The 24,750-nt window shown below is 70.4% G+C and carries 24 protein-coding genes and 1 pseudogene; 14 read left to right on the forward strand and 11 right to left on the reverse strand.

What is annotated here, in order from left to right; translation table 11 throughout:
* Positions 1 to 52: 52 nt before the first annotated feature.
* A complete protein-coding gene (locus KBX08_RS13135; RefSeq protein ID WP_210783689.1) occupies positions 53 to 478 on the reverse strand; it encodes a hypothetical protein in 426 nt (141 codons plus the stop codon).
* Between the two features lie 205 nt (positions 479 to 683).
* Positions 684 to 1,097, reverse strand: coding sequence for an STAS domain-containing protein (locus KBX08_RS13140; RefSeq protein ID WP_210783691.1), 414 nt, complete (start codon positions 1,095 to 1,097; stop codon positions 684 to 686).
* Positions 1,098 to 1,320: 223 nt separating this feature from the next.
* Between KBX08_RS13140 and KBX08_RS13145 the strand changes: the two genes are divergently transcribed.
* The 6 genes from KBX08_RS13145 to KBX08_RS13170 all read left to right on the forward strand — a co-directional run bounded on the left by KBX08_RS13145 (position 1,321) and on the right by KBX08_RS13170 (position 8,652).
* Positions 1,321 to 3,147: a thiamine pyrophosphate-requiring protein gene (locus KBX08_RS13145; protein ID WP_282102823.1), complete on the forward strand. Its 1,827-nt coding sequence runs from the start codon at positions 1,321 to 1,323 to the stop codon at positions 3,145 to 3,147.
* Between the two features lie 82 nt (positions 3,148 to 3,229).
* Entirely contained in the window at positions 3,230 to 3,787 is a 558-nt protein-coding gene (locus KBX08_RS13150) for an HPP family protein (protein WP_210783695.1), read from the forward strand.
* The gene (locus KBX08_RS13155) at positions 3,756 to 6,191 is read left to right on the forward strand and encodes a molybdopterin oxidoreductase family protein (protein WP_210783697.1); all 2,436 of its coding nucleotides are present in this window, start codon (positions 3,756 to 3,758) and stop codon (positions 6,189 to 6,191) included. The genes KBX08_RS13150 and KBX08_RS13155 overlap by 32 nt, the downstream gene beginning before the upstream one ends.
* A 3-nt stretch (positions 6,192 to 6,194) precedes the next feature.
* Positions 6,195 to 6,653 carry a hypothetical protein gene (locus KBX08_RS13160; protein WP_210783699.1) on the forward strand — a complete coding sequence of 153 codons (459 nt, stop codon included), beginning with the start codon at positions 6,195 to 6,197 and terminating at the stop codon, positions 6,651 to 6,653.
* Between the two features lie 124 nt (positions 6,654 to 6,777).
* Positions 6,778 to 7,185, forward strand: a complete 408-nt coding sequence (locus KBX08_RS13165; RefSeq protein WP_210783700.1) for a four-helix bundle copper-binding protein — start codon at positions 6,778 to 6,780, stop codon at positions 7,183 to 7,185.
* A 168-nt stretch (positions 7,186 to 7,353) separates the two neighbouring features.
* Positions 7,354 to 8,652 (forward strand): NAD(P)/FAD-dependent oxidoreductase, encoded by a 1,299-nt coding sequence (locus tag KBX08_RS13170; RefSeq protein ID WP_210783702.1) that lies wholly within the window; start codon positions 7,354 to 7,356, stop codon positions 8,650 to 8,652.
* A 100-nt stretch (positions 8,653 to 8,752) separates the two neighbouring features.
* On the opposite strand, the gene KBX08_RS13175 is transcribed toward KBX08_RS13170, so the two are convergent.
* The 3 genes from KBX08_RS13175 to KBX08_RS13185 form a co-directional block, all read right to left on the reverse strand.
* Positions 8,753 to 8,989 (reverse strand): hypothetical protein, encoded by a 237-nt coding sequence (locus KBX08_RS13175; RefSeq protein WP_210783704.1) that lies wholly within the window; start codon positions 8,987 to 8,989, stop codon positions 8,753 to 8,755.
* A 70-nt stretch (positions 8,990 to 9,059) separates the two neighbouring features.
* Positions 9,060 to 9,242, reverse strand: a complete 183-nt coding sequence (locus tag KBX08_RS13180) for a ribonuclease (protein WP_210783706.1) — start codon at positions 9,240 to 9,242, stop codon at positions 9,060 to 9,062.
* 47 nt (positions 9,243 to 9,289) lie between these two features.
* Positions 9,290 to 10,009 (reverse strand): GAF and ANTAR domain-containing protein, encoded by a 720-nt coding sequence (locus KBX08_RS13185; RefSeq protein WP_247669318.1) that lies wholly within the window; start codon positions 10,007 to 10,009, stop codon positions 9,290 to 9,292.
* Between the two features lie 415 nt (positions 10,010 to 10,424).
* Between KBX08_RS13185 and KBX08_RS33780 the strand changes: the two genes are divergently transcribed.
* Positions 10,425 to 10,658, forward strand: a complete 234-nt coding sequence (locus KBX08_RS33780) for an ANTAR domain-containing protein (protein WP_247669319.1) — start codon at positions 10,425 to 10,427, stop codon at positions 10,656 to 10,658.
* 145 nt (positions 10,659 to 10,803) lie between these two features.
* Here the strand turns inward: KBX08_RS33780 and KBX08_RS13195 are convergent, their stop codons facing one another.
* The 3 genes from KBX08_RS13195 to KBX08_RS13205 form a co-directional block, all read right to left on the reverse strand.
* Complete coding sequence (locus KBX08_RS13195; RefSeq protein ID WP_210783709.1) at positions 10,804 to 11,187, reverse strand: VOC family protein; 384 nt, start codon at positions 11,185 to 11,187, stop codon at positions 10,804 to 10,806.
* A gap of 112 nt (positions 11,188 to 11,299) precedes the next feature.
* A complete protein-coding gene (locus tag KBX08_RS13200; protein WP_210783711.1) occupies positions 11,300 to 12,946 on the reverse strand; it encodes a thiamine pyrophosphate-binding protein in 1,647 nt (548 codons plus the stop codon).
* Positions 12,947 to 12,958: 12 nt separating this feature from the next.
* Complete coding sequence (locus KBX08_RS13205) at positions 12,959 to 13,720, reverse strand: cyclase family protein (protein ID WP_210783713.1); 762 nt, start codon at positions 13,718 to 13,720, stop codon at positions 12,959 to 12,961.
* Positions 13,721 to 13,894: 174 nt separating this feature from the next.
* Between KBX08_RS13205 and KBX08_RS13210 the strand changes: the two genes are divergently transcribed.
* Positions 13,895 to 15,199: a cytochrome P450 gene (locus KBX08_RS13210; protein ID WP_210783715.1), complete on the forward strand. Its 1,305-nt coding sequence runs from the start codon at positions 13,895 to 13,897 to the stop codon at positions 15,197 to 15,199.
* A gap of 173 nt (positions 15,200 to 15,372) precedes the next feature.
* Positions 15,373 to 17,025 carry a right-handed parallel beta-helix repeat-containing protein gene (locus KBX08_RS13215; protein WP_210783754.1) on the forward strand — a complete coding sequence of 551 codons (1,653 nt, stop codon included), beginning with the start codon at positions 15,373 to 15,375 and terminating at the stop codon, positions 17,023 to 17,025.
* Between the two features lie 27 nt (positions 17,026 to 17,052).
* Here KBX08_RS13215 and KBX08_RS13220 read toward each other — a convergent pair whose 3' ends face one another.
* Positions 17,053 to 17,487 (reverse strand): ATP-binding protein, encoded by a 435-nt coding sequence (locus KBX08_RS13220; protein ID WP_210783717.1) that lies wholly within the window; start codon positions 17,485 to 17,487, stop codon positions 17,053 to 17,055.
* 197 nt (positions 17,488 to 17,684) lie between these two features.
* Here KBX08_RS13220 and KBX08_RS13225 point away from each other — a divergent pair, with 197 nt between their 5' ends.
* From KBX08_RS13225 to KBX08_RS34880, 3 genes are all read left to right on the forward strand, one after another.
* Entirely contained in the window at positions 17,685 to 18,905 is a 1,221-nt protein-coding gene (locus KBX08_RS13225) for a PP2C family protein-serine/threonine phosphatase (RefSeq protein WP_210783719.1), read from the forward strand.
* Positions 18,906 to 19,104: 199 nt separating this feature from the next.
* A complete protein-coding gene (locus KBX08_RS13230; protein WP_210783722.1) occupies positions 19,105 to 19,821 on the forward strand; it encodes a GAF and ANTAR domain-containing protein in 717 nt (238 codons plus the stop codon).
* 239 nt (positions 19,822 to 20,060) lie between these two features.
* Complete coding sequence (locus tag KBX08_RS34880; protein WP_372494821.1) at positions 20,061 to 20,342, forward strand: STAS domain-containing protein; 282 nt, start codon at positions 20,061 to 20,063, stop codon at positions 20,340 to 20,342.
* Between the two features lie 74 nt (positions 20,343 to 20,416).
* Here the strand turns inward: KBX08_RS34880 and KBX08_RS13235 are convergent.
* Together KBX08_RS13235 and KBX08_RS13240 are read right to left on the reverse strand one after the other, a co-directional pair.
* A pseudogene (locus KBX08_RS13235) lies at positions 20,417 to 21,100 on the reverse strand (GAF and ANTAR domain-containing protein); the annotation flags it as partial.
* A 316-nt stretch (positions 21,101 to 21,416) separates the two neighbouring features.
* Complete coding sequence (locus KBX08_RS13240; protein WP_210783726.1) at positions 21,417 to 22,232, reverse strand: SigB/SigF/SigG family RNA polymerase sigma factor; 816 nt, start codon at positions 22,230 to 22,232, stop codon at positions 21,417 to 21,419.
* A gap of 517 nt (positions 22,233 to 22,749) precedes the next feature.
* Between KBX08_RS13240 and KBX08_RS13245 the strand changes: the two genes are divergently transcribed.
* Positions 22,750 to 24,042, forward strand: a complete 1,293-nt coding sequence (locus KBX08_RS13245) for a serine/threonine-protein kinase (RefSeq protein WP_210783730.1) — start codon at positions 22,750 to 22,752, stop codon at positions 24,040 to 24,042.
* A gap of 84 nt (positions 24,043 to 24,126) precedes the next feature.
* On the forward strand, positions 24,127 to 24,750 hold a 624-nt coding region (locus KBX08_RS13250; protein WP_210783732.1), incomplete at its 3' end, for a substrate-binding domain-containing protein.

A 24,750-nucleotide genomic window follows, 5' to 3' on the forward strand; every position in this document is an offset into this window, starting at 1 on the left:
CCTGGGCGAACGTCGCCGCACGAACGACCCTGGCAGACCCGATGGGCGATGATCACCAGGATCGGCAGGTGAACCGCTCCCTGGTGGCGATGGCCGTCACCGCGGCGGACAATTCGTGTCCGATCCGTTCGGCCTCCTCCCAGTGCACGATCGTCACCCCGATCGGCAGCTTCTGCGCCGGTGGTCGGCGCAGCGCGAGGTCGTCCGGGTCGGCCACGATGCCGTACCAGGCCAGTAGCCGGCACCACCGGCGGACCTCGTGCTCGTCTTGCCGCCACTCCGGTGCAGTGTGGTGTCCCGCCTCCGGCCAGGCGAAGGCCATCAGTCGCCGGGGTTGGGCGATGTGCAGCAATCGGCGCGACTGCGGCCCCCGCCCATGCAGGTTCACCGCCCAGTCCGGCGACAGCGGTGGCCACCGGTACGGCCCCAGCCCGTCGACATCGATGAGCTGGTGGACTGCGCCGATCAGGTCGAGCATCGGGGCGAGCCAGCGCGGTGCGGCCAGCGCCAGTCGATGGTCCGCAAAGGCGGCGCGCAGCCGATCGCCCAGAGCGCGGTTTTCCTGTTCAGCCCTCGACCCCGGTCGCGGAGTGGGCCGCGCCGACCGGTACCGAGCTGCAACCCGCCCCGGTCACCAGAACCAGAGCCGCGCCCACCGCAGCGCCTGCACCCCTCATGTAGGGCTACTCCCCCCGATCGACGCTCCCCAATCGAGAATGGGATAACCGACTCGCGTTGGCCGCCGGGATATCCAGGTTTATCCCGGCGCTGGTCACTGCCAGCAGGTAGCTGACGCATGAGGCGGCGGCGCGCAGAGCCAACGTGACCTCGGCAGACTCCGCCGCGCGCTGTATACGCAGCAGGGCGCTGATGCCGTGGGCGCTGAAGAACGTCACCTCGGAGAGGTCGAGCACCAGACGTGCGGGTCGCCTGGTGATCACGTGTTCGGCCAGCTCACTGATGAGATGAGCGGTGCTCATGTCGACCTCGCCGGAAACGGCGATCAGTGGCGCATGCCGATCATTGCGCAGGTCGAGCGTCATGATCGGTTTGGTGGGCTGAGCGTGCTGCCGGGTGGGTTGTTCGAGGATGGACATGACGCCTCCCGATCTGCTGCATCGGTGAGTCGGACCCTGCCGCGGCGACGAGGCGCGGGAGGCGGACCTGGGCGCATGTCTTGACCCGCGGACCACCCTACCCACGATTTCGCCGCCCACACCATTCGAGCCGTGGGCAAGCATCGATCCGGCAGTGCTGGCGAGAATCCCCGAAGAGGTGCCCCTCGTCCGGTTCGGTCTGCCGGGCTGAGGGTAGGGCCACATGCTGGAGGGCGGTCCAGGCGAGGAGGCGACGGTGGCGGACGCGACGGTGGCGGACCTGGTGGTGGCCCGGTTGGCCGACTGGGGCGTGGACCGGGTCTTCGGCTACTCCGGGGACGGTATCGATGGGGTGATGGGGGCGCTGCGTCGGGCCGGTCGGCCGGAGTTCGTGCAGGCCCGGCACGAGGAGACGGCGGCGTTCATGGCCTGCGGGCACGCCAAGTACACCCGCGGGCTGGGGGTGTGCCTGTCGACCCAGGGACCGGGCGCGGTACATCTGCTCAACGGCCTCTACGACGCCCGGCTGGACTCCCAGCCGGTGCTCGCCCTGGTCGGCCAGCAGGTGACGTCCGTTCTCGGTAGCGGCTACCAGCAGGAGATCGACCTGGTACGCCTCTACGGCGATGTGTGCGCACAGTTCGTGCAGACCGCGTACACCCCGGAGCAGCTGCCCATGCTGCTCGACCGGGCGATCCGCGCCGCCCTGGCGACCCGCAGCCCGACCTGTGTGATCCTGCCGCACGACGTGCAGACCGCCCCGGCCCCGGACCTCGGCGCGCACGAGCACGGGATCATGGTGACCAACCCCGGGTTGCCGGTGCCCGAGCTGCGACCCCGCGCCGGTGATCTGCGGGCAGCCGCGGACGTGCTCGACGCCGGCGAGCGGGTGGCGATCCTGGTGGGGCAGGGTGCCCGAGCCGCCGCCGGCGAGGTGGTCGAGCTGGCCGAGGCCCTCGGCGCCGGCGTGACGGCGTCGCTGCTGGGCAAGCCGGTGCTGGACGAGGCGCTGCCCTTTCACACCGGCGTGATGGGCCACCTGGGCAGCACCGCCAGCAGCATGCTGATGAACGGGTGCGACACCCTGCTGATCGTCGGCAGCAACGATCCCTGGTCGGAGTTCTACCCGACACCGGGGCAGGCGCGGGCGGTGCAGATCGACATCGACGGTCGACGCCTGGGGATGCGCTACCCAGTGGAGGTGCCGCTGCTCGGCGACGCCGCCGAGACCATCCGGGCGCTGCTGCCGCTGCTCACCGCCCGGCCAGATCGGAGTTGGCGTCAGCGCGTCGAGGGCGAGGTGACCCGCTGGCGGGACATCGCCCGGCAACGGGCGACCGCCACCGCCGAGCCGGTGAACCCGCAGTACGTCCTGCACGCCCTCACCGACCGGCTACCCGCAGACGCACAGGTGGCGGTGGATGTCGGGTCGGTGACCTACTGGTACGCCCGGCACCTGCGGCTGCCCGTCGGTGTGGACGCGCACCTGTCCAGCACCCTGGCGTCGATGGGCTCGGCGCTGCCGTACGGGCTGGCCGCGAAACTCGCCACCCCGCACCGACCCGTGGTGGCACTCGCCGGGGACGGGGCGATGCAGATGAACGGGCTGGCCGAGTTGCTGACCGTCGCGCACCGCTGGCGCGACTGGGCGGACCCCCGGTTCGTGGTGCTGGTGCTGCACAACCGCGACCTGGCCGAGGTGAGCTGGGAACAGCGGGAGATGGAGGGCGATCCCCGCTTCGTCGACTCCCAGCGCCTGCCCGACGCGCCGTACGCCCGGTGGGCCGAGTTGTTGGGCCTGCGCGGCGTCCGGGTCACCAGCCCGACCGAGGTCGACAAGGCCTGGGACGAGGCCCTGTCGGCGGACCGGCCCACGCTGATCGAGGCGATCGTGGACCCGGCGATCCCGCTGCTTCCGCCCGCGCAGCCCTACGAGAAGGTCGCCACCATGTACGAGGCGCTCGGTCGGGAGGACACCGACCTGGGCCGGCGGGCGCTGGCGCACCTGCGCCGCGAACGGGCCACCGAAGGCTTCGACGATCCGCTGTGACGCCGGGCAGCCATGACGAACAAGGTTCGGGAGAAGTGTTCCCGAGCAAGCGCGGAGCGGCACGAGCGACAGGGGGAAGGTGATGGGCCGAGCGGGGCGCTCCGCGCACGCCTTCGCCGGCGGCGCACTGGCGGTGTTGCTCGCCGGGCTGGTCGCCCTCGTCACCCACCAGCCGTGGCTGTTCCCCAGTCTGGGACCGGCGGTGATGTTGCACGTGGAGAAGCCGGCGTCGCCGGAGTCCTCGCCGCGCAACACGTTCATCGGGCACGGGGTGGCCCTGTTGGCCGGGTACCTGTTCCTGGTGGTCTGCGGGCTTGCCGACGAACCCTCGGCGCTCCAGGAGGGGGTGACCTGGTTGAGGATCGTGGCGGTGGCCGGGTCGCTGGCGGTCACCGCGTCGGTGCTGGTGTTGTTGAAGGCGTCGCACGCCCCGGCGGGCGCGACGACACTGATCGTGAGCCTGGGCCTGCTCCGTACCCCGACCCAGTTACTCGTCGCGGCCGGCGCTGTGGTGCTGGTCACGGTCGTCGACTGGCTGTACGGACGGGTGTCGGGCCGGCCGATGCCGCTGTGGGCGGCGTCCGCGCCGTCACCGGAAGGAGGACATCGTGGTGGACCGGATCGCCGACCCGTGGGGTGAGCGGACCCCGTACGGGCCGGGACAGCAGTGGCCGGTGCGGGTGGACCGGTACCTGGCCGACGGCCGGACCGATGCCGACGTGGACCGGTGGGTGCAGTCGGCGTCGGTGCTGCACTCCAACGGCGACGCGCTGGACATCGCGGTCGCCGACGGGCGGATCGTCGGGGTGCGCGGGCGGGTTGTGGACCGGATCAACCGGGGTCGGGTCGACCCGAAGGACCTGTACGGCTGGCAGGCCAACCACAGCCCGGACCGGTTGACCCGACCGCTGGTCCGCGACGGCGGCCGCCTGGTGGAGACGGACTGGGACACGGCGATGGGCCGGATCGTGGCCCGGTCGAAGGACCTCCTCGACGGGCCCGGTGGGTGGGGGCACTTCGGCTTCTACACCAGCGGGCAACTGTTCCTGGAGGAGTACTACACGCTCGGTGTGATCGGTAAGGCCGGTCTGGGCACGCCGCACATGGACGGCAACACCCGGCTCTGCACGGCCACCGCGGCGGCGTCGATGAAGGCGAGCTTCGGCACCGACGGGCAGCCCGGCTCGTACACCGACGTCGACCACTGCGACGCCATCGCGCTGTGGGGTCACAACGTCGCCGAGACGCAGACGGTGCTGTGGATGCGGATGCTGGACCGACGCCGTGGCCCCAACCCCCCGGCGATGCTGGCGGTGGACCCGCGCGCCACCCCGGTCGCCCGGGAGGCCGATCTGCACCTGGCGGTGCGTAACGGCACGAACGTTGCCCTGATGAACGGCCTGCTCCGGGAGATCATCCGGCAGGGCTGGTACGACAACGACTACGTCGACGCACACACACTGGGTTTCGAGGAGTTGTGCCGGATTGTCGACGGCTACCCGCCGTCGCGGGTAGCCGACATCTGCGACGTGCCGGCCGCCGACGTGGAGCGCGCCGCCGAACTGCTCGGCACCTCGCAGCGGTTGCTGTCGACCGTGTTGCAGGGCTTCTACCAGTCGAACCAGGCCACCGCCGCCGCCTGCGCCGTCAACAACCTGCACCTGATCCGCGCCATGATCGGCCGGCCCGGCGCCGGGATCTACCAGATGAATGGCCAGCCCACCGCCCAGAACAACCGGGAGACCGGCGCCGACGGCGACCTGCCCGGCCTGCGCAACTGGGACAACGAGCGGCACGTCGAGGAGTTGGCCCGGCTGTGGAACGTGGAGGTGGACACCATTCCGCACTGGGCGCCGCCGACGCACGCCATGCAGATCTTCCGGTACGCCGAGCAGGGCTCGATCAAACTGCTCTGGATCTCCGCCACCAACCCGGCCGTCTCACTGCCGGAGCTGCACCGGATCCGGCAGATCCTGACCCGGCCGGAGCTGTTCGTGGTGGTCCAGGACCTCTTCCTCACCGAGACCGCTGAGCTGGCCGATGTCGTGCTGCCCGCCGCCACCTGGGGCGAGAAGACCGGCACGTTCACCAGCGTCGACCGGACCGTGCACATCTCCGACAAGGCCGTCGACCCGCCCGGGGAGGCCCGCCCGGACCTGGACATCTTCCTCGACTACGCCCGCCGGATGGACTTCCGCGACCGCGACGGCCAGCCGCTGATCGACTGGAGCGGGCCGGAGGAGGTGTTCGAGGCGTGGAAGGAGTGTTCGCGCGGCCGGCCGTGCGACTACACCGGCATCACCTACGAGAAGCTGCGCGGCGGCTCGGGCATCCAGTGGCCCTGCACCGACGAGCATCCCGACGGCACGGAGCGCCTCTACACCGACGGACATTTCCACACCGACCCCGACTACTGCGAGACGTACGGTCATGACCTGGCCACCGGCGCGGAGTTCACCGAGGCGGAATACCGGGCCAAGGAACCGCACGGGCGGGCGTTCCTGCACACCGTCGACTACCAACCCTCACCTGAGGTGCCCGACGACGAGCATCCGCTGCTCCTGACCACCGGTCGCACCGTCTACCAGTTCCACACCCGCACCAAGACCGGCCGGGCCCCGCAACTCAACCAGGCGGCACCGGACGTGTGGGTCGAGCTCAACCCCGCCGACGCGGCCCGGTTCGGCATCGCCGAGGGCGACCTGGTCGGCGTCTCCTCGACGCGCGGCGCCATCCAGGCCCGCGCCCGGCTCTGCGGCATCCGCCCCGGCGTGGTCTTCCTGCCGTTCCACTACGGCTACTTCGACCAGGACCCCGCCGCCCGCACCCCGCGGGCGGCGAACGAGCTGACCATCACGGCCTGGGACCCGGTGTCCAAGCAGCCCCTGTTCAAGGTCGCCGCCGTCGCGGTGACGAAACTCGCCGACGGGCGGGGCGTACCCTCGCCGGCGCCGACCGTCGGCGGCAGCGCACCACCAGCGGGCGCTGACGTGCCGCCCACCGTTGGTGGGCCGGCGGCCGAGGCCACCAGCGGGAAGGAGTGAGCCGTGCACCTCGCCCACTACCTCGGTCTCCTGCACCGCGCGCAGGTCAACCTCGCCGACGCGTTCCGGCAGGTCGCCGAGGCGCACGCCGAGGAACCCGACGTCGAGCACCTCTGCCAGCAGCAGGCGAAGCGCTGCGACGCGCACGCCGAGCAGTTGCACCCGTTCGTGGTCCGCTACTCCGAGGACGCCCCCGACGAACCCGACCGGCTGCACTCGCAACTGTTCACCGGCACCCGCACCGGCGGCATCGGCGTCCTGCGGGACCTCCAGGACCTCTACCTGATGGCCGCCGAGTGCGACATCACCTGGACGGTCGTCGGCCAGGCCGCCTACGGTGCCCGCGACGAAGAACTGCTCGCTGTTGTACGACGCTGCGAGGGAGAAACGGCGATCCAGCTCAAGTGGCTGCGTACCCGGATGAAGGCCGCCGCGCCCCAGGCGCTCGTCGTCGCCGACTGACGGCGCCGACCGGGGCAGGCGGCCGCTTCGGTCCGCTGGTCCTCCGGTCGGCCGCCGACGTCCACCCGGTGTGTCCCGGGGCTTTTGGGGTAGGGCATCAGGAACCGAGAGAGAGGAATTCCTGATGCCGAGCACCACAATGAAGATGCTGGAGACGTACCCCAAATCGATCAACCTGGACCGCGCGAAGCTGGCGGCGGCGATCGACACGCTCAACGACTGCGCCCAGGCCTGCACCGCGTGCGCGGACGCCTGCCTGAGCGAGGACATGGTCGCCGAGCTGACCAAGTGCATCCGCACGGACCTGGACTGCGCCGACATCTGCACCACGACCGCTCGGGTGCTGTCCCGACACACCGGCTACGACGCCAACATCAGCCGCAGCCTGCTGGAGGCGTGCGCCACCGCCTGCAAGTCGTGTGGGGACGAGTGTGCCGCTCACGCCGACAAGCACGAACACTGCCGGGTCTGCGCCGAGGCGTGCCGGGCGTGCGAGCGGGCCTGCCGGGACCTGTTGGCCACCATGAGCTGAGCGACAGGCAAGGGGGTGCCGGCAAGCGAGAGCCGCCTTCCCGACGACGGGAGGCGCAAACGGCGCCAGCCGGCACCCGGTTCCAGGATTCGGACGTTTCCGCCTCCAGCGTGGGGTTACCACCTGAACGAGACGAGGAACGACAGTCGACCGTTGAGGGGAACCGCCATGGCCCGACCCAGGATCGTCATCGTCGGCGCGGGATTCGCCGGCTTCCACGCCGCGCGTCGGCTGGCCCGCGTCTCGCGCGGCGCCGCCGACGTGGTGCTTGTCAACCCGACCGACTACTTCCTGTATCTGCCGCTACTGCCGGAGGTCTCCGGCGGCGTGCTCGACCCGCGCCGGGTCACCGTTTCGCTGGCCGACACCCTGCCCGGGGTACGAGTGGTCCTCGGCGAGGTCGACGGCATCGACGTCGACGGGCGGACCCTCTCCTACGTGGACCCGGAAGGACGCACCAGCCGGTTGTCGTACCACCGCCTCGTCCTGGCCGCCGGCAGCGTCAACAAACTGCTACCGATCCCCGGAGTCGCCGACCACGCGCACGGCTTCCGCGGCATCCCCGAAGCGGTGTACCTGCGGGAGCGGCTGATCCAGCAGATCGAACTGGCCGACGCCACCGACGACCCGACCGAACGGGCGGCACGCTGCACCTTCGTCGTGGTCGGCGCCGGCTACACCGGCACCGAGGTCGCCGCTCAGGGGCAACTGTTCACCGACGAGATCGTCCGCCACCACCCGCGGCTGGACGGGATCCGTCCACGCTGGTTACTGCTGGACACCGCCGACCGGGTCCTACCCGGCCTCGCCGCCCGGATGTCGCGGGCAGCCGAGCGGGTGCTGCGCGAGCGCGGGATCGAGGTGTGCCTGGGCACATCGGTCACCGAGGCCACCGCCGACGGGGTTCAACTCTCCGACGGCCGTTTCCTGCCGTCCCGGACCCTCGTGTGGTGCGTCGGGGTACGGCCCGACCCACTCGTCGAGGCCACCGGGCTGCCGACGACCCGCGGACGGGTCACCGTCGACGAGTACCTGACGGTGCCCGGCCACCCGGAGATCCTGGCCTGTGGCGACGCCGCCGCCGTACCCGACCCGGCCCGACCCGGTGAGATCACCCCGATGACCGCCCAGCACGCCGTGCGGCAGGGCCGGCTGGCCGCCGACAACATCGCCGCCTCCTACGGCGTCGGCCGACGCCGCCCGTACCGGCATCGCGACCTGGGTTTCGTGGTGGACCTCGGCGGGTGGCAGGCCACCGCGAACCCGCTGCACGTACCCCTGTCCGGGCTGCCGGCCCGCGCCGTGGCGCGCGGCTACCACCTGCTGTCCCTGCCCGCCAACCGCGCCCGCACCGCCGCCGACTGGCTCTTCGCCGCGATCGGATCTCGGCCGAGCGTGCAACTCGGCCTGGTGCCCGACGCCGCCGTTCCCCTGGACACCGCCGCCCCGGAACTCGCCCGCCGCTGACCTGTCGCCGGGGGCCGGTGCGGGCCGGTTGACAGGTCTGGAACGCGAGCCGCCCCGCCGCCGAGAGGCGGCGGGGCGGGCCAACTGGCGCCTCGTCGGGTCACTCGCCGCCGGCGGCTCTGTCACGGTCGGCTTCGGCGTCCGCCGCGCCGGTCGGGGTGCCGTCGCCGTCGCGGGCCGCGTGGGACAGGTCCACGTCGGCACCCGTCCGGGCGGCGTCCGCCTTCGCGTCGTCCGCGCCGACGATCTCCCCGGCGGGACCGGCGCCCGCGCCCTCGTCGTCGATCAGCCGTCCGGCGTCGGCCAGTCCGACCGGTACGTACCTGGGATCGGTCATCTCGTCCTCCTCGGGGGTTTCGCTCTCCCCCTACCGCTACCCCGAGGTGGTTCCCACACACCCCGGCCCGCTACTCCTCCGGGATGCGCGGCCCGACCTCTCCCCGCCTCAGGTGCTCCGCGTTGCGGTCGGCCTCGCTGTCGGCGTGCGCAGCCCCGGACCCGGGATCCGTCGTCCGGCGCCCCTCGGCGTCCTGGTACACCGCGCCGGTCTCGAGGGCTCTCTCCTGCTGACTCTGCTCGGGCGTAGTCATGGATTCCCCCTACCCTCCGGGTCCACCAGCAAACGATCTCGCCGGTGCTACCGCTGTGGGCGGCGTGCGTTCTCGACCACCGCCGAGGCGACGTCGCGCACCTTGCGGTTGCTGTCCTGCGACAGCTTGCTCAGGATGGCGAAGGCCTGCTCGGGGGTGCAACGACGCTCGCCCATGATGATGCCTTTGGCCTGCTCGATGACGGCGCGGTTCTCCATCGCCTTCTGCATGTGCCCGGCCAGGGTGGCCTGGGTTTCGTACAGGTGGGCGTTGGCCAGGCCGACTGCGGCGAACCCGGCGAACGTCTGAGCGATAGCGATCGCGTCGTCGTCGAAGGCGTTCGGTGTGGTGGCGTAGATGTTCAGCGCGCCGGTGACGTGCTCGTGCACCGGCAGCCCGACCGACAGGGAGCTGTGCGCGCCGGCCTGGGCGGCGGTCTCGGCCCAGCCGGGCCACCGCTGCTCGCTGCCGGTGTCCGGCACGATCAGGCTGGAGGTGCTTTCAGCGGCCTGCAGGCATGGGCCGTAGCCACGTTCGTACTGCTTCTCGTCGAGGGCGAGGGCGAGGGCGAGGGCGCCGGTGAACGCGGCGGTCTGCGGCTTGTTGTCGTGCAGCAGGGTGACACTGACCTCGCTGGCCCCGGGGATCGTGCGCTTGGCCAGCTGCGCGATCTTGTCCAGCAGGGTGTCGATGTCAACGTCGGCGAGTCGGATGCGGCCGAGCTCGGCGAACGCCTCGTGCGGGTCCATGGGTTCGACGTGCGTCATCAAAGCGTCCTTAACGAGGGCGCGTACCACCAGCAGGTGCCTGGGGTGGGGGCGCGGATCGCTGCAGGACTCCGCGGGCGGAGTCCGGGATCCGCGCCGCTTCTTGACGCTGGTCTCGACGACGCCCATCGAAGGCGCCGTGCCACAGATCTCCAGCCTACCCGTAGCGGAGCGTCGGCCGTCATCCACGTCCCGCAGTAATGGCGTGGCGCCCCTCGCGACGATCGGCGGCGGCTGCCGAGGGCGCGTACGCTCGGGGTCTGTGGTCGACGCCTTCAACGTCGACCGAACCATCGTCAAGAAGCGGCGTAGGTCTAGGACTCCCCTGAGCGGGGGCCTGCAGCGACCTACGCACGCCGGCCCTGTCGAGGACGCCGGTGAAGTGCCCTTTCTAAGGTGCGGGGGCACTCTCGCCATGGCCAACGACCACCTCAACGACGCCCAGGCGACCCTCTCGCAACACGTGAGCGCCGCCATGGACAGCGAAGCCAGCATCGAACAGGCCAAGGGGATCGTCATGGGCGACCGGCGCTGCACCCCCGAGCGAGCCTTCGCCGACCTGACGAGGATGGCGCACGACACCAACCGCACCGTCCGCGAGGTCGCCCAAGCATCGGTGGAGCGCACCGCTGAAACCGCCGGTCAGTAGTCGACGGCGGCTCGCCCGCGCTTAATTCGCCCGGCCCGGGGAAAAATGGCGACGATGCCACAGCCGCTGCAGCGGCGGGCATCCCGCGGCCGCCGGTCGAGAAGCCGGCCGGCGGCCACATGCGGGTTCGGCCCTGATCCTGGCCTCAAGCGACGCAGAACTCGTTTCCCTCGGGGTCGAGCATGACGACGTGGCCGAGGACATCGCCGTACCACTCCTCGCGGACCACAGTCGCGCCGGCGGCAACCAGATCGGGCACCTTCTGCCGGATCAACCGGGCGCGCTCGGCCATGTCCCCGGAGCCTGGACCGGCCACCCGGATGTCGATGTGCATACGGTTCTTGGCGGATTTGCCCTCGGGGACCTTGAGGAAACTGATGGCAGGACCCCTGCCGTCCGGATCGACGATGGACGCGTTGTCGGGCTCGTCGAAACCGGGCTCCTTGACATAGCCGAGGGCCAACGCCCAGAAGGCAGCGATCCGCTGGGGATCGTCGGCATCGCATCCCAAGGTCCAAAGAGTGGCCACCGCGCCAACGTACGTCAGCTATGACACCCTGTCACCGACCTGACCGGGCGTTGCCCCGGCTGACGCCCGGGAGCGCCGGGTCTGGCCTGGCCTTGGGCACGGCGGCGTTGGCTCAGTGACCACGGAACGCCTCCTCCAACCACCACGAGCCGCGCGCGGCGCAGACCTTGGCGTCGATCACCAACGGCCGGGTACGGGGACCAGCGAGCCAGCGGCGTACCGGTCCAAGATCGTCGACGGTCCGGACGGTCAATCCGTCGCAGCCGTAACCACTGGCGATCGCGGCCAGGTCGGTCTCGGGGAAGGTGACGGTCTCCAACGGATGCCCGTCCGGGCCGAAGTGGTGCACCTCGGCCCCGTACGCCGCGTCGTCGTAGATCACCACGAGCAGGGGTTGCGCCAGCCGGACGGCGGTGACCAGTTCGGTCGCGGACATGACGAAGCCACCGTCGCCGACCGCGGCGACGGTGAGCCGGTCCGGCCGGGCGACCGCCGCGCCGAGCGCACTGGCCAGACCGAGCCCGACCGACTGGAACGCCTGGGTGAAGCAGAATCCAGCCACGTCCGGAACGTCGAGCCACATCGACGGGTAGCCCATGAAGTTGCCGGAGTCGACCACCACCGTCCGGTCGGCCGGCAGCAGGTCGTCCAGGGCGGCCGAGAGCGTCCTCGGGTCGATCGTCGCCGGGGCGCCGCCGCCCTCATCCTGGTAGGGAACGGTCCGCCACCGACCGTGGTCGCGAATGTGTCGGGCCAGTTCCGGCGTACGCCACCCGCCGGTGGTGGCGTCCCCGGCCCCGGTGGAGCCGACGCCCAGCCGCGCGAGCACCGCCTCGGCGACCGCCGTCACCTCGCCGGCCACGGTCAGGTCGACCGGGCGGTTCACCCCGAACGCGGCCGGGTCGCTGTCGACCTGGACGACGACGGCGGAGGGCGGGATCAGTTCGCCGTGCCGGGTGGTCCACATGTTCAGCGTGCTGCCCCACGCCACGACCAGGTCCGCCCTGCCGATCAGCTCGGCGGCGAGCGGGGTGGCGAAGCCACCGGCCACGTCGAGGTTCCACGGGTTGCCGGCGAACAGCCCCTTCGCCGCGGCCGAGACCGCGAGCAGCGCGCCGCACGCGTCGGCGAGCCGGGTCAGCGGTTCCCGGGCCGACCGGGCGCCCCGACCGCCGATGAAGACCGGTCGACGGGCGGCCTGGAGCGCGGCCAGCAACGGCACGACCTGCGGGGCGGTGACGGGGGTCGGCTCGGCCGCAGGGACCGGGCCGGACCACGGTTCGGTCACGGCTTGCTGCACGTCCAACGGCAGGCCCAGCACCACAGTCGCGCCCCGGGCGGCGGCCCGGTACGCCGCGCCGGTGTCCTCAGCCGCGTGCGTCGCGCGTACCCGGTGGAAGTCGGCCCCGACCGCGGCGGCGAGCGCCGGCAGGTCGATGAAGAAGTTCGACACCGGCGCGGTCGCCTCCGGGGCCAGTACCACCATCGGGGTACGGCTCTTCGCCGCCTCGGTGAGCCCGGTCAACGCGTTGGTGACACCTGGGCCCTGGTGCACCGAGAGCAGCCCCACCGTCCCGGCGGTACGGGCGTACCCGTCGGCCATGCTCGCCGCGCCGCCCTCGTGGGCTGCCGCCACGAACCGGGCGCCGGCCGCGACGAGCGCGTTCGTGACATGGAAGTTGCCACTGCCGACCACCCCGAAGACGTGCCGCGCGCCGTGTCCGTACAGGACCCGCCCGACCACCTCGGCTACCCGCATCGGTGGCTCGGCCTACCGTTCGACCAGGGCGAGGACCCGACACGGGCTGCCGGACCCGGAGACGATAGGCAGCGGCCCGGCGATCACCACCGCGCCGGTCGCCGGCAACTGCGCCAGGTTACGGAGCTGGGTCAGGCCGTACTTGTCCTGGCCGAGCAGGTACGAGTGGCACGGGAACGGCGGGTCGAACGAGTGCGCGGCACCAGCGTCGGTCCCGACCGTCTCCACTCCGACGCCCTGGATCGGCGACTCCTCCGCCAGCCAGCGGGCGCACTCCGCCGAGATGCCCGGGGTGCGGCCGGCGTTGGCGTACCGCTCCGGGTCGTCGCCGTACGCGTCCCAGCCGGTGCGGTAGAGCAGCCAGCCACCGCTGGGCAGGGCGCCGTGTTCCGCCTCCCACGCCTTGACGTGCTCGACCTCGAGCAGGAAGTCACTGTTGTCGGCGGCGTCGGCAGCGTGGTCGATCACCACCGCCGGCGCGATCAACTGACTCACCGGAACCTGCGACACGTCGGCACCCTGCTGACCGGTGACCCAGTGCACCGGGGCGTCGAAGTGGGTGCCGGTGTGCTCGCCGGTGGAGAAGTTGTTCCAGTACCAGGCCGGGCCACGGTCGTCGTACCGGCTGATCTCGCTGAGCTGAAACGGCCAGGTCTGGCCGAACTGCTCGGGCAGACCGAGGATCGGGGTCTGGTCCGAGAGCGGAGCGGTGAGGTCGACAACCTGGATCCGGCCGCTGGAGAGCGCGGCGACAAACTCCTGCAGCACCGTCATGCGGCGACGCTACACCCGCTCAACCTCCACGATGGACCTGGGACGAGCCACTTGCCGCGATGGACACCGCTGCCCCGAACCTCGCCCGCCGCCGACGTCGCGGGTTCCTGCTCACACTGTCGTTCGGGTCGGCCAGGCGGGTTTCGCGCCGGGCGTTGTGGGCACTGCCCGCTCATGACCGACCAGCGCGGACCACATCTGGACGACACCCTCGGGGCGATCCTCAACGGCTACGCCTGGCTGCCCGGGTTGTTGAGACGTGAAGGCGCATCCAGCGCGCGGATCCGGGTGCTGGGTCAGCGCGCACTGGCGCTCCGCGGACCCGAGGCGGTGCGGTTCTTCTACGACGAACGGCACGTGTGCCGGCACGCAGCCATCCCGGAGCCGGTACAGGGGACGTTGTTCGGTCACCGGGCTGTGCACACCCTCGACGGTGCGGACCATCGTCACCGCAAGGCGATGTTCCTGTCCCTGCTCACCGATCCGAGTGGCGTTGCCGCCCTGGTCGACCAGGTGGGCGCGGCCTGGAACGAGGCGATCGCGACGAGCGGTGACGGGCGACCGGTGGTGCTCTTCGACGAGGCGAGCCACGCGATCACCAAGGGCGTCTGCCGCTGGGCCGGAATCCCACTCGGCGACGCCGCTGTCGGACCCGTGGCCCGCGACCTGACCGCCCTGGTCGACGGCTTCGCCACGCTCGGCCCGCGACACTGGCGGGCACGGCGCGCCCGTGGGCGGCGGGAGAACTGGCTGGCCGGGCTCGTCCAGCAGGTCCGCGTTAACGCGATCACCGCACCTGCCGGATCGGCACTGGAAGCGGTCGCCGGGCACCGCCACCGAGACGGTCAACTGGCGGACGCCAAGCTCGCCGCTGTCGAGTTGCTCAACATCATCCGTCCCACCGTCGCGGTGTCCTGGTTCGTGGCGTTCACGGCACACGCGCTGCACCGCTGGCCCGAACACCGCGACCAGTTGCGCGCCGACGACACCGGCTATGCGGTCGCCTTCGCCCACGAGGTGCGCCGCTTCTATCCGTTCGCCCCGTTCGTCGGTGGCCGAGCGGTGACCGACCTGACCTGGCAGGGCCAGCACGTTCCCGTCGGGTCGCTCGTCCTGCTCGACATATACGGTCAGAACCACGACCCGGGGCTGTGGCCCGACCCGTACCGCTTCGACCCCCAGCGATTCGTCGGGCGCACTCCCGATCCGTACGAACTCATCCCCCAGGGCGGGGCCGATCCGAGCACCGGGCACCGCTGCCCGGGTGAGGACGTCACGGTGGCCCTGCTCGCGGCCTTCGCCGGCTGGTTGGCACGGCTGGACTACACGGTGCCCGAGCAGGACCTGACGATCTCGCTGCGCCGAATCCCCACGCTGCCCCGCAGCCGGTTCGCCGTGACCGACGTGCGCGTCTCGTACGGCAGGGAGGCGGTCGGTGGACAGCGGGAGCACCATGTCAGCAAGCGGGATGTCGGTTAGGTCCACAGGCCGTCGGTGATGATCTGTGGGTGTTCACGGCGATTGACCCGTCGGGCGGCGTGGATCGCCGTACCGTCGGAGCAGGCCAACTCGCGCATCCCAGGCCGGATCGAGGCTGAGGGACCGGTCGCCCGCCGGGGGTCACGAGGGGAGATTTTTCGGTGCCGAGCCAGATGACCCCGGCCAGCCCGGGAGTACGTCAGTACCCCGTGGCCGGGGCCCCGCTGCTCTGCAACGCTCAGGATCACGGCCTGACCGGCAACGGTACGACCAACGACCAGCCCGCGCTCGCCGCGCTCGTCGATCAACTGGGCGACGCGTTCGCCGCGGACGGGCGAGCGCGGGTGATCTACTGCCCGCCCGGGGTGTACGCCATCCGCGACGCCGCCACCGTTTGGCGCAGCGGCGTGTCGCTGATGGGCGCCGGGCCCGGCGCCACCCGGTTCGTCCTGAGCAACGAGGGCAACCGGTCCCAGGCGGTACCCCTGGCGTTCTACACCGCGCAGTTGCACGGGGCGAGTCCGGACCGTCACCTTGCCTACTGCACCTTCGCGGACTTCGAGATCGACGGGTCGGGGGTGGCGCAGCCGGCGTACGACCCCCTTTCCAAGGGGCTCGGGTTGCAGTACGTGACCGGCGGCCTGTTCCGAAACCTGTTCATCCACCACACGGCAGCCACCGGCTTCGGCTGCGACTTCCTCCAGGACACCCTGATCCAGGCGGTCCGGGTGCTCGAATGCGGCCGGATCGACAACGGCATGGAGATGGGCGGCGCGGGCATCGGTGTCGGCATCGGCGGATGGGGGGCGATGGAGCGGCTGACCATCGCCAACTGCGTCACGGTCGGCAACGCGACCAACGGCATCTTCCTGGAGATGCAGCACCCCGATCGACCCCAGCCCCGGGGGATCAGGATCGTCGCCTGCCACGCCGAGGCCAACCGGTTCGGCATCTCCGACTGGGGCGCCGACGGTCTCATCATCACCGGATGCACGATGACCGGAAATCTCGAGGCTGGCTTCCAGGTCTCGGCGAAGGGCACCACCGGCATCCCGGGCAAGGGCGGCCTGCTCACCGACTGCGTCCTGGACGGTAACCTTCGCGACGGTGTCAGCATCGGTAACACCGCCGGCCCCTACACGGTGCGGGGCAACCGGATCACTGGAAACGGCCGCTACGGCTACCACCACCAGGACCTCGGCGACGGCGACCAGGCCGCCGCCGAGGAGATCGTCATCGAGAGCAACGACATCTGGGGCAACAGTCTCGACGGTATCCGCTTCGACCGCCCACTGACCGACGCCGTCATCATCAACAACCGGATCCGTAACAACGGCCGCCAGTGTGCCGACGCCGCCGAGGGGGGCGGCGAATCGGTTCGCTACAGCCAGAACACAATGGTTGACCAGCATGCGAGCTGGCCTGCCGACGGCCACCGCGGCAAGGTGCTCCGTGTCAGCCACCGGTACGCCGTCGTGGCCGCCAACGACGCCACCACCCTCACCCTCACCCCGATCCGCCCCGGCAGCGCCAACAGTTGGAGCGCCGACACACCGCCGCCCGGCACACCGTACGAACTGCCGGCCGCTCCCACCAGACGAGCCGGCATCATGATCAATGCCGCCGCCGACTCGGTCACCATCCGGGGCAACCTGATCCGCGACACCAAGTCCCACACGCAGACCCACGGAATCCTGATCACCGATCGGGGTAACTGCGTCAACTGCCGCGTCGTGGAGAACGACCTCGACGGCAACCGGTTCGCCATCCAGACCGACACTCCGCCCGGAGGTGGCCACTGGGAGGGCAACCACGGGAACCAGTGATCTGACGATCCGGCCGAGCGACCCCGGCTATCCGAGAGTGCCGCGGGTGCGTGCCGCGATGCGGATGGTGGTGCCTGCGGGTCCGCTGTCGACAAGGAGGTAGACGGCCATGCGCCCGACCACCCACAGGCCCATTCCTCCTGTATCGGACAGGGGCGGTCGCTCGGTGCGCGGAACGTAGCGAGCGGTGTTGAACCCGCGCCCCTGGTCAGTGACTTCACAGACGAGCTGGCCGTCCAGAAGCAGACGTAGCCCGCCGGCGCCGCCCCCGTGCCGAATCACGTTGATCATCAGTTCGTTGACTGCGATGACCCATTTTTCGATCTCGTCGTGGTCGAGGCCGCACCGGCGACTGACGGCCTCGACCTCGTGTCGGACGCGGTTGAGGTCGGCGAGGGTGAACGACGTCGAGAGCAGGGGCTTCCTGACGGTGGGAGCGTGGTGATCGAGCGGCGGGTTCACCACTGCTTCCCCTCCCTGTCGGACGTGGAGCCGGTGACCTTACCGGTGGCACGAGGGAGGATAGCTCTCCGGAACGGGTTCACCAGTCGGGCAGTGCATCGATGTGACGTCGGAAGGTACCCCGCGTCGACGGCGCGACACTGTTGATCTTGCTCCTGACGTGCCACCGGCCGGGTGCCCGCGTCTAGGCTGCCTGGGTGGCTGATGCCGAGGTGGTGACGAATGAGGAGCGCCTGCGACGTATCGAGGCGATCACCGATGCCGCTCTGTCGGGGCTGAACATCGCCGACCTGCTCGACGAGCTCCTTGAACGGGTCCGGGATCTGCTCAAGGTCGATACCGCCACCATCCTCCTGCTGGACGACCACACCGGCGAGCTCGTCGCGACCGCGGCCAAGGGCCTGGAGGAGGAGGTACGCCGCGGATTCCGCATCCGGGTCGGACGCGGCTTCGCCGGGCGGGTGGCGGCGACACGCGCGCCGGTCACGATCCATGACGTTACTCCCGACGACGTGGTCAATCCGGTCCTGCTCGCCACGGGCATACGTGCCCTGCTGGGTGTGCCCATGCTCGCCAACGGCATCCTCGTCGGCGTGCTGCACGTCGGCTCCCTCGCCCTGCGGCGGTTCGGCCCCGAAGACGTGAAGCTGTTGCAGCTTGTAGCCGATCGTGCCAGCCTCGCAGGTCAGGCCCGAGCACAGGTCCTCGACCGGCAGGCAGCGCTGGCCCTGCAACACAGCCTGCTGCCCGGCCGGCTACCCGACATTCCCGGCCTGGACCTGGCCGCCCGGTACGTGCCCGGCCACGACCTGGGCATCGGCGGCGACTGGTACGACGTGTTCACGTTGCCCTCGGGCTGGCTGGGCGCCGTCATCGGTGATGTCTCCGGCCACGGGCTGCCATCCGCCGTCGTCATGGGACGCATCCGCAGCGCGCTACGCGCCTACGCCCTCGATTCCGACGATCCCGCCGTGGCGCTGACCTCCCTCGATCGCAAGATCCACCACTTTGAGGCGGGCACCCTCACCACCGCCGTCTACGCCCTGATCGCGCCCGACCGCACAACGGTCCACCTCTCCTCCGCAGGCCATCTGCCACCACTGCTGGCTGTCCCCGGCCATCCCACCCAGCTCGTCAACCTGACGGTGGACCGGCCACTCGGCGTGGGCCGACCATCAACCAGTCGCCGCACCACCGTTCTGGACCTACCGCCAGGCGCGGCGCTCGTCTTCTACACCGACGGACTGGTCGAACGCCGCAGCGAACTGATCGACACCGGCATCGAGCGCCTCGCTGACGCCGTGCGGTCCGGGCCCGCCGAAGCGTTGTGCGACCACATCATGGCCACCACGGCGGAGGAGCATCCCACCGACGACATCGCCCTGCTCGTCATCCGCCGCCAACCACCATCGGATTAGGCCGCCGAGGCAGGCATGTGGCGAAGCTGGATCTAGCCGCTATGCTGGCTCATCTGTGGCCGATGCCTCTCCGGGTGTCGGCGATCCGGCGTCATGAAGCGGCGCGGTTCCTGGGTTTCTCTTTGGGTGCCCTGCAGTGATCCGCATGCCCGGGCGCCCGCTGGAGCGTCTGTGACGTGCCCTTCAGAGGGACACAGACATGAGTGACGTAGACCCACTGCTGCCTGCCGTTGCCTTCGCGGAGTTGGGTCGGATCAAGTTCACCGAAACCGATTTCAGCGGTGTCCTGTCCCGGGTAGCCGGCTTGGCCACCCGGACCGTTCCTGGCGCCGACCAGGTCTCGGTCACCCTGGTCGGGGCCGGCGGCGCGCACACCGCGGCCTTCACCGGCGAACTTGCCCTCGCGCTGGACGAAGCGCAGTACGAACAGGGCCAGGGTCCATGTCTCGTGGCGGCGGCGGCCAACGTCACCGTCCACGTGGTCGACATGACGGCTGAGAGCCGCTGGCCGGACTGGGCCGGCCAGGCCGTCGCCGCCGGCGCGCACAGTTCCCTGTCGATCGGCCTGCCGATGCACGAGTCCGTCACCGGTGCGCTCAACCTCTACGCCACCCGACCCGACGCCTTCCGCGCCGAGGCGGTGACCCTCGCGGAGACCTTCGGCGACTACGCCGCCGTGGCCATGACCAACGCCCACCTGTACGACACCCAGGTGACCCTGGCGCAGCACATGCAGGCCGCGATGAAGAGCCGCGCGGTGATCGAGCAGGCCAAGGGAATCATCATGGGCGAGCGACGCTGCACCGCCGACGAAGCCTTCACGATCCTCGCGAAGATCTCCCAAAACTCCAACCGCAAACTTCGCGACGTCGCCGCGGCGCTCGTCGCCCGCGCCGCGACGATCCGGAGGCCCTGAGCCGGCACGTCATCGCCCCGGAGACGTCCGCATCGATGGTGGACGGCAGAGCGACAACGGTTATAGTTGCCATCGAACAAGTTCCACCTTCAGCAGCGAGAGACCATGACCGCCGCTCTTGCGGGAGGTACCTCGTGCACCCTTACTCACCCGGTCAATGTCCGACCGAGCAAGGCCTCCTGCGGGTCGACGTACACGTCGAAACCTCGACGCGGGCGCGAGTCGCTGCCGTCGGTGAGCTGGACGGGTGCGTCACCGATCATTTCGAACAGGTTGTGCAGGGCATTCTGCGCGAGCGCGACTTCCGAGACATAGAGGTAGACCTCGCCGGCGTGACGTTCATCGACTCTGCCGGCATCAGGTGCCTACTCACCTGCCGAGAACACGCCTACGGGACAGGGTGCCGGCTGCGTCTGAGCAACCTGACTCCGACCGTGCACAGGGTTTTGGCCATCACCGGGCTACTGGGTGTTTTCGGCGTGCCCGACCGCCTGTCCCCGCCTTCTCGATCCGAAGCATGAGGGACACGGAGGCGCCGTTCACCGGGGTGTGCGTGGGTCAGTTGGCCCGTCGCCGTCAGGTACCTTGCGACGTCGACGAGTTTCCGGTTGGTGTTCTGACTGGCCCGTGCCAGGACAGCGAATGCCTGATCGGCGGTCAGCTTGTGACGCTCCATCAGGATGCCCTTCGCCTGCCCGATGACGTCCCGCACCGAGATCGCCTGATTGAGCTGTTCGAGGTGCTGCGCGCCGGACATCGCCACTGCGGCGTGCGCGGCGAACAGCAGCCCCACGTGCGCCGAGTCGTCATCGAAGGCGTGCGTGCGCGACGAGTACAGGTTGAGCGCGCCGAGGTTGTCGTCCTGCACGTACAGCTGAAACGACAACATGCTCGACACGCCCAACTCGGCGGCGCGCTGGGTGAACCGGGGCCACCGCCCCTCGACCCTCATGTCCGGCACGTGCACGGTCTGCTGCTCATACACCGCGCTCAGGCACGGGCCCTCACCGACCTCGTACTGCACCCGATCCACCGCGTACACCAGGTCGGAGGTACCGGCCCGAGTGTGGATCTCCCGGCGGTGTTCTACCACGGACAGGGCGGCCTGCTCCGCGCCCGGAACCGTCCCCACCGCTGCGCCGGCAATCGCCTGCAGGGTCGCCTCCACGCTGTCCTCGTGCTGCAACCTCCGAGCCAGGTCACTCAGCTTCGCCGCGAGATCGTCCACCGCTGCGGGCCGTGGCTCGTCGGTGCCCGCACCGCTGTCACTGCCAGCCATCCCGCTGCTCCCTCACCTAGGCGGGCGGCCCCGGACGGAACCTTCTTACCGGCCGGGGCCTGACCGGGGCACTTGTCGCGAACCGCGCCCCAGGTTGCCCGAGGTTATGACGTCAAGACCACCGTCACAGAGCTGGCAACGCCGCTAGCGATAGCCCACGCTAGCTGGTCACCCGCACCTTGCTGCGCCGATTGCAGCGAAAACCGGCTCGCTAGTGGCTGTCTGACGAAGATGTCAGGAATCCCATCCGGCGACTCCTGCCCGTCGGCCCGGCGGCGGCCGGATCCACCGATCGCCGCAGGTCACCGGCCCGCCCTCAAGGGGTGGCAGTGAGCTGCACCCTCAGCTTGGCCAGCGCGCGGGTCAGCAGCCGGGAGACGTGCATCTGTGACACCCCGATCTGCTCGGCGATGCCCTGCTGGGTCAGGTTGCCGTGAAAGCGCAGTGCGATGACCCTCCGTTCCCGGTCGTCAAGGACCGCCGCCGCCGACGTGAGAGCCACCCTCAGCTCGGCGAGGGCGAGTTCGTTGTCGTCGCCGCCGAGAGTGTCGCCCAGTTCCCTGGAGGTGGTGCCATCGCCGAACGGGGTGGACAGTGAGACCGCGTTGTACGCGCGGGCGCCTTCCAACCCTTCGAGGATCTCCTCCTCCGTGAGGTCGAGATGTCGGGCGATGTCGGCGACGGTCGGCGAGCGGCCCAGCAACTGGGTGAGGCTGTTGTTGGCCTCGCCGATGGCCATCCGCCGCTCCTGCAACCGCCGGGGAACCCGCACGTCCCAGGTGCGGTCACGGAAGTGACGCTTGATCTCTCCCACGATTGTGGGGACCGCGTAGCTGACGAATTCGATCCCACGCGAAGCGTCGAACCTGTCGATCGCGTTGATCAGGCCCAGTGCTGCCGTCTGGGTCAGGTCCTCGTTCGGCTCGCCGCGGCCGCTGTAGCGCCGGGCGAGGTGATGGGCCAACGGGAGCCATGCCTCGATGGCCTGGGCGCGGGCGGCGGGCCTGGACGGATGGCCAGCCGGCAGCGCGACCATCACGGCGAGGAGTTGGCTGGCCGGCGACTCAGGCGTGGTGCCGCGGTCGGCCGGGCTGTTCGTCTGTGCGGGCCGACCCGTCGAAGTGGTGGTCATGGGTTCCTCCGCTGTCCGGTCTGGGCGTCGTCGCGACCCCGCGTGGGGAGGCCGCGTCGTGCTCAGACCGGGCGGGTCGCCAGCCGCCCGCAAACCTGCATCAATGGATATCAGGTGGGCCTTCACGGCCGATGCGGTTGCTGGCTCGTCGGTCACGTGCGGACCTCCCGAGACTCGGGATCGTGTCGGGCACGTGGCTTGACCCAGAGAAGAGCCTAGAACGGTCGGCAGGGTTCTGCCACTCAGCAGCCGTGCCGGCCCGAGCCCGGCCAACAGAGCTGACAAGGAGCCGGCGGTGATCTCACGCGGGCCATGGAAGACCTGTTCAGCGCACCCTGCGACAAACCGGGGCCGGCGCTGTCGCACCGGTTGCGTCGTCGTACCGGATGGCCCTTGGCGAATGGGTCTTCTTCGACCTCGACCCATTGTCGAACGTCCTCGGTCGCCGGCGGCCGACATGGCACGATGGCCGTGTCCTGCGCCGCCGGTGGCCGGGCACGACACTGATGGAGTCGGGATGTCAGAGCTGGCCGGCCCGCCGGTGCCGGGGTTGGCGAAACTGTGGACGCACGACCCGGTCACCGCCGGCCCGTATCGCCTGGTCGGGCGATTGGGTGCGGGTGGGCAGGGGGTCGTCTATCTCGGCGAGGACGACGCCGGTGACCGGGTCGCGGTCAAGATGGTCAACGTCGACCTGAGTGATCCACGGGCGCGGTCGCAGTTCGTCAAGGAGATCGCCGCAGCCCGCCGGGTCGCGCCGTTCTGCACCGCGCAGGTGCTCTTCGCGGAGGTGGACGGCGAGCGGCCCTACGTGGTCAGTGAGTTCATCGAGGGCCTGACCCTGCACCGGCACGTCCGCGAGCGTGGTCCGGTGACCGGTAACGCCCTGCACCGGCTCGCGGTCGGCACCGTCACGGCGCTCGCGGCGATCCACAGTGCCGGGGTGGTGCACTGCGATCTGAAGCCGGACAACGTGGTGCTGGGCGTGGACGGTCCTCGGGTGATCGACTTCGGTATCGCCCGGGCGTTGGGCAACACCGAGACCGCCTCCAGCCGGGTCATGGGGACCACCGCCTACATGGCACCGGAGCGGTTCCGCAACGACGTGATCGGTCCACAGTGCGACGTCTTCGCCTGGGCGGCCACTATCGCCTTCGCCGCCGGTGGTCGGCCGCCGTTCGGCAACGACTCGCTCTTCGCCGTGATGCACCGGGTGCTGAACGATCCGCCCGACCTGCCGGCGATGCCTCCCGTACTGGACGAGCTGATCCGGGAGTGCCTGGCCAAGGACCCGGCGGACCGGCCGGCTGCCGAGCGCGTGTTGGTGCGGCTGCTTCGGCAGGACGGCAGGGTCACCGAGCCGCTACGTCGGGAGAGCCTGCTCGAAGCCGGCAACGAGACCGCGGGCGCGCCGACGCCGAACCAACCGCTCCCCCAGCTCACGCCGACGGCGTCGCAACCGGGCGCGACGCAGCCGCAGGTACCGGCCCGGCCGACGGTGCCGACCCAGGCCCGACCGGCCCAGCCGGCACACCCGCCGGTGCAGACCCAGCCGGCACACCTGCCGGCGACGGGGCCCGGCATGGGTGCTGGAGGCGGTGGCACGTTGCGGCGGCTGCGTCGTGAGGCCCTCGACGCCTGGGGCATCTCGACAGCGCTCTTCCTCGGTTCGGTTGGGGCCGCCGCCGGCTACGTCGCGTCGAGCGCTGTCGGCCCGGCCGCCGCGGTCGGGGCGGTCGCCTTCGTCGTGGTCTACCTGGTTCGACTGCTGGTCGCGACGGCCCTCGGGAGACGGCCCGACCGCAGGTGACCGGCGCGCTGGGGTCGGGTTCGCCGACTGGCGCCGCATCGATAGGTTGACTGCCACCAGCCGCCCGCCGAGGAGGACGTCCCGATGGCCCCACCCGCTACGCGTACGCGGCAGTGGTTGCCGTACACCGCCGCCGTCACCGCCGGGCTGGTGGTCATCGCCGGGGCGTTCGTGTTCGTCCGACAGCGCGAAGCGGGCACCGACTGCGCCACGATCCTCCAGGTCAACTCCTCGACGGAGAAGGCGGCTCTGCTGGTTGACCTGGCCGAGCGTTACAACCGCAGCGACCGGTCGATCAAGGACGGTGGCTGCGCCCAGGTGCACGTCAGCGCGTTGAACTCGGGCAAGGCCACCGAGGCGCTGGCTTCCGGCTGGACCCACACCGGCCTGCCGCAACCACAGGTCTGGCTGCCGACGTCGAGCCTCTGGACCGGCCAACTCCGGCTGCTCGACAAAGCCGCCGGGCGGGAGTTGCAGACTCCGGACCGCTACCCGTCGATCGCCAACAGCCCGCTGGTGATCGCGATGCCGCAGCCCAAGGCCGAACTGGTACGCAAGCGCGGATCGTTGGGCTGGGGAGAGATCCTGGGCCTGTCCGGGCGGGACGGGTGGGCGGACTTCGGCAAGCCGGAGTGGGGCCGTTTCACCTTCGGCAAGGACAACCCGAACCTGTCCACATCCGGGCTGGCGGCGACCATCGCCACCTAC

The organism is Micromonospora sp. H61 (genome assembly GCF_018070325.1).
In the GTDB taxonomy this organism is placed as follows: Bacteria; Actinomycetota; Actinomycetes; order Mycobacteriales; family Micromonosporaceae; genus Micromonospora; species Micromonospora salmantinae.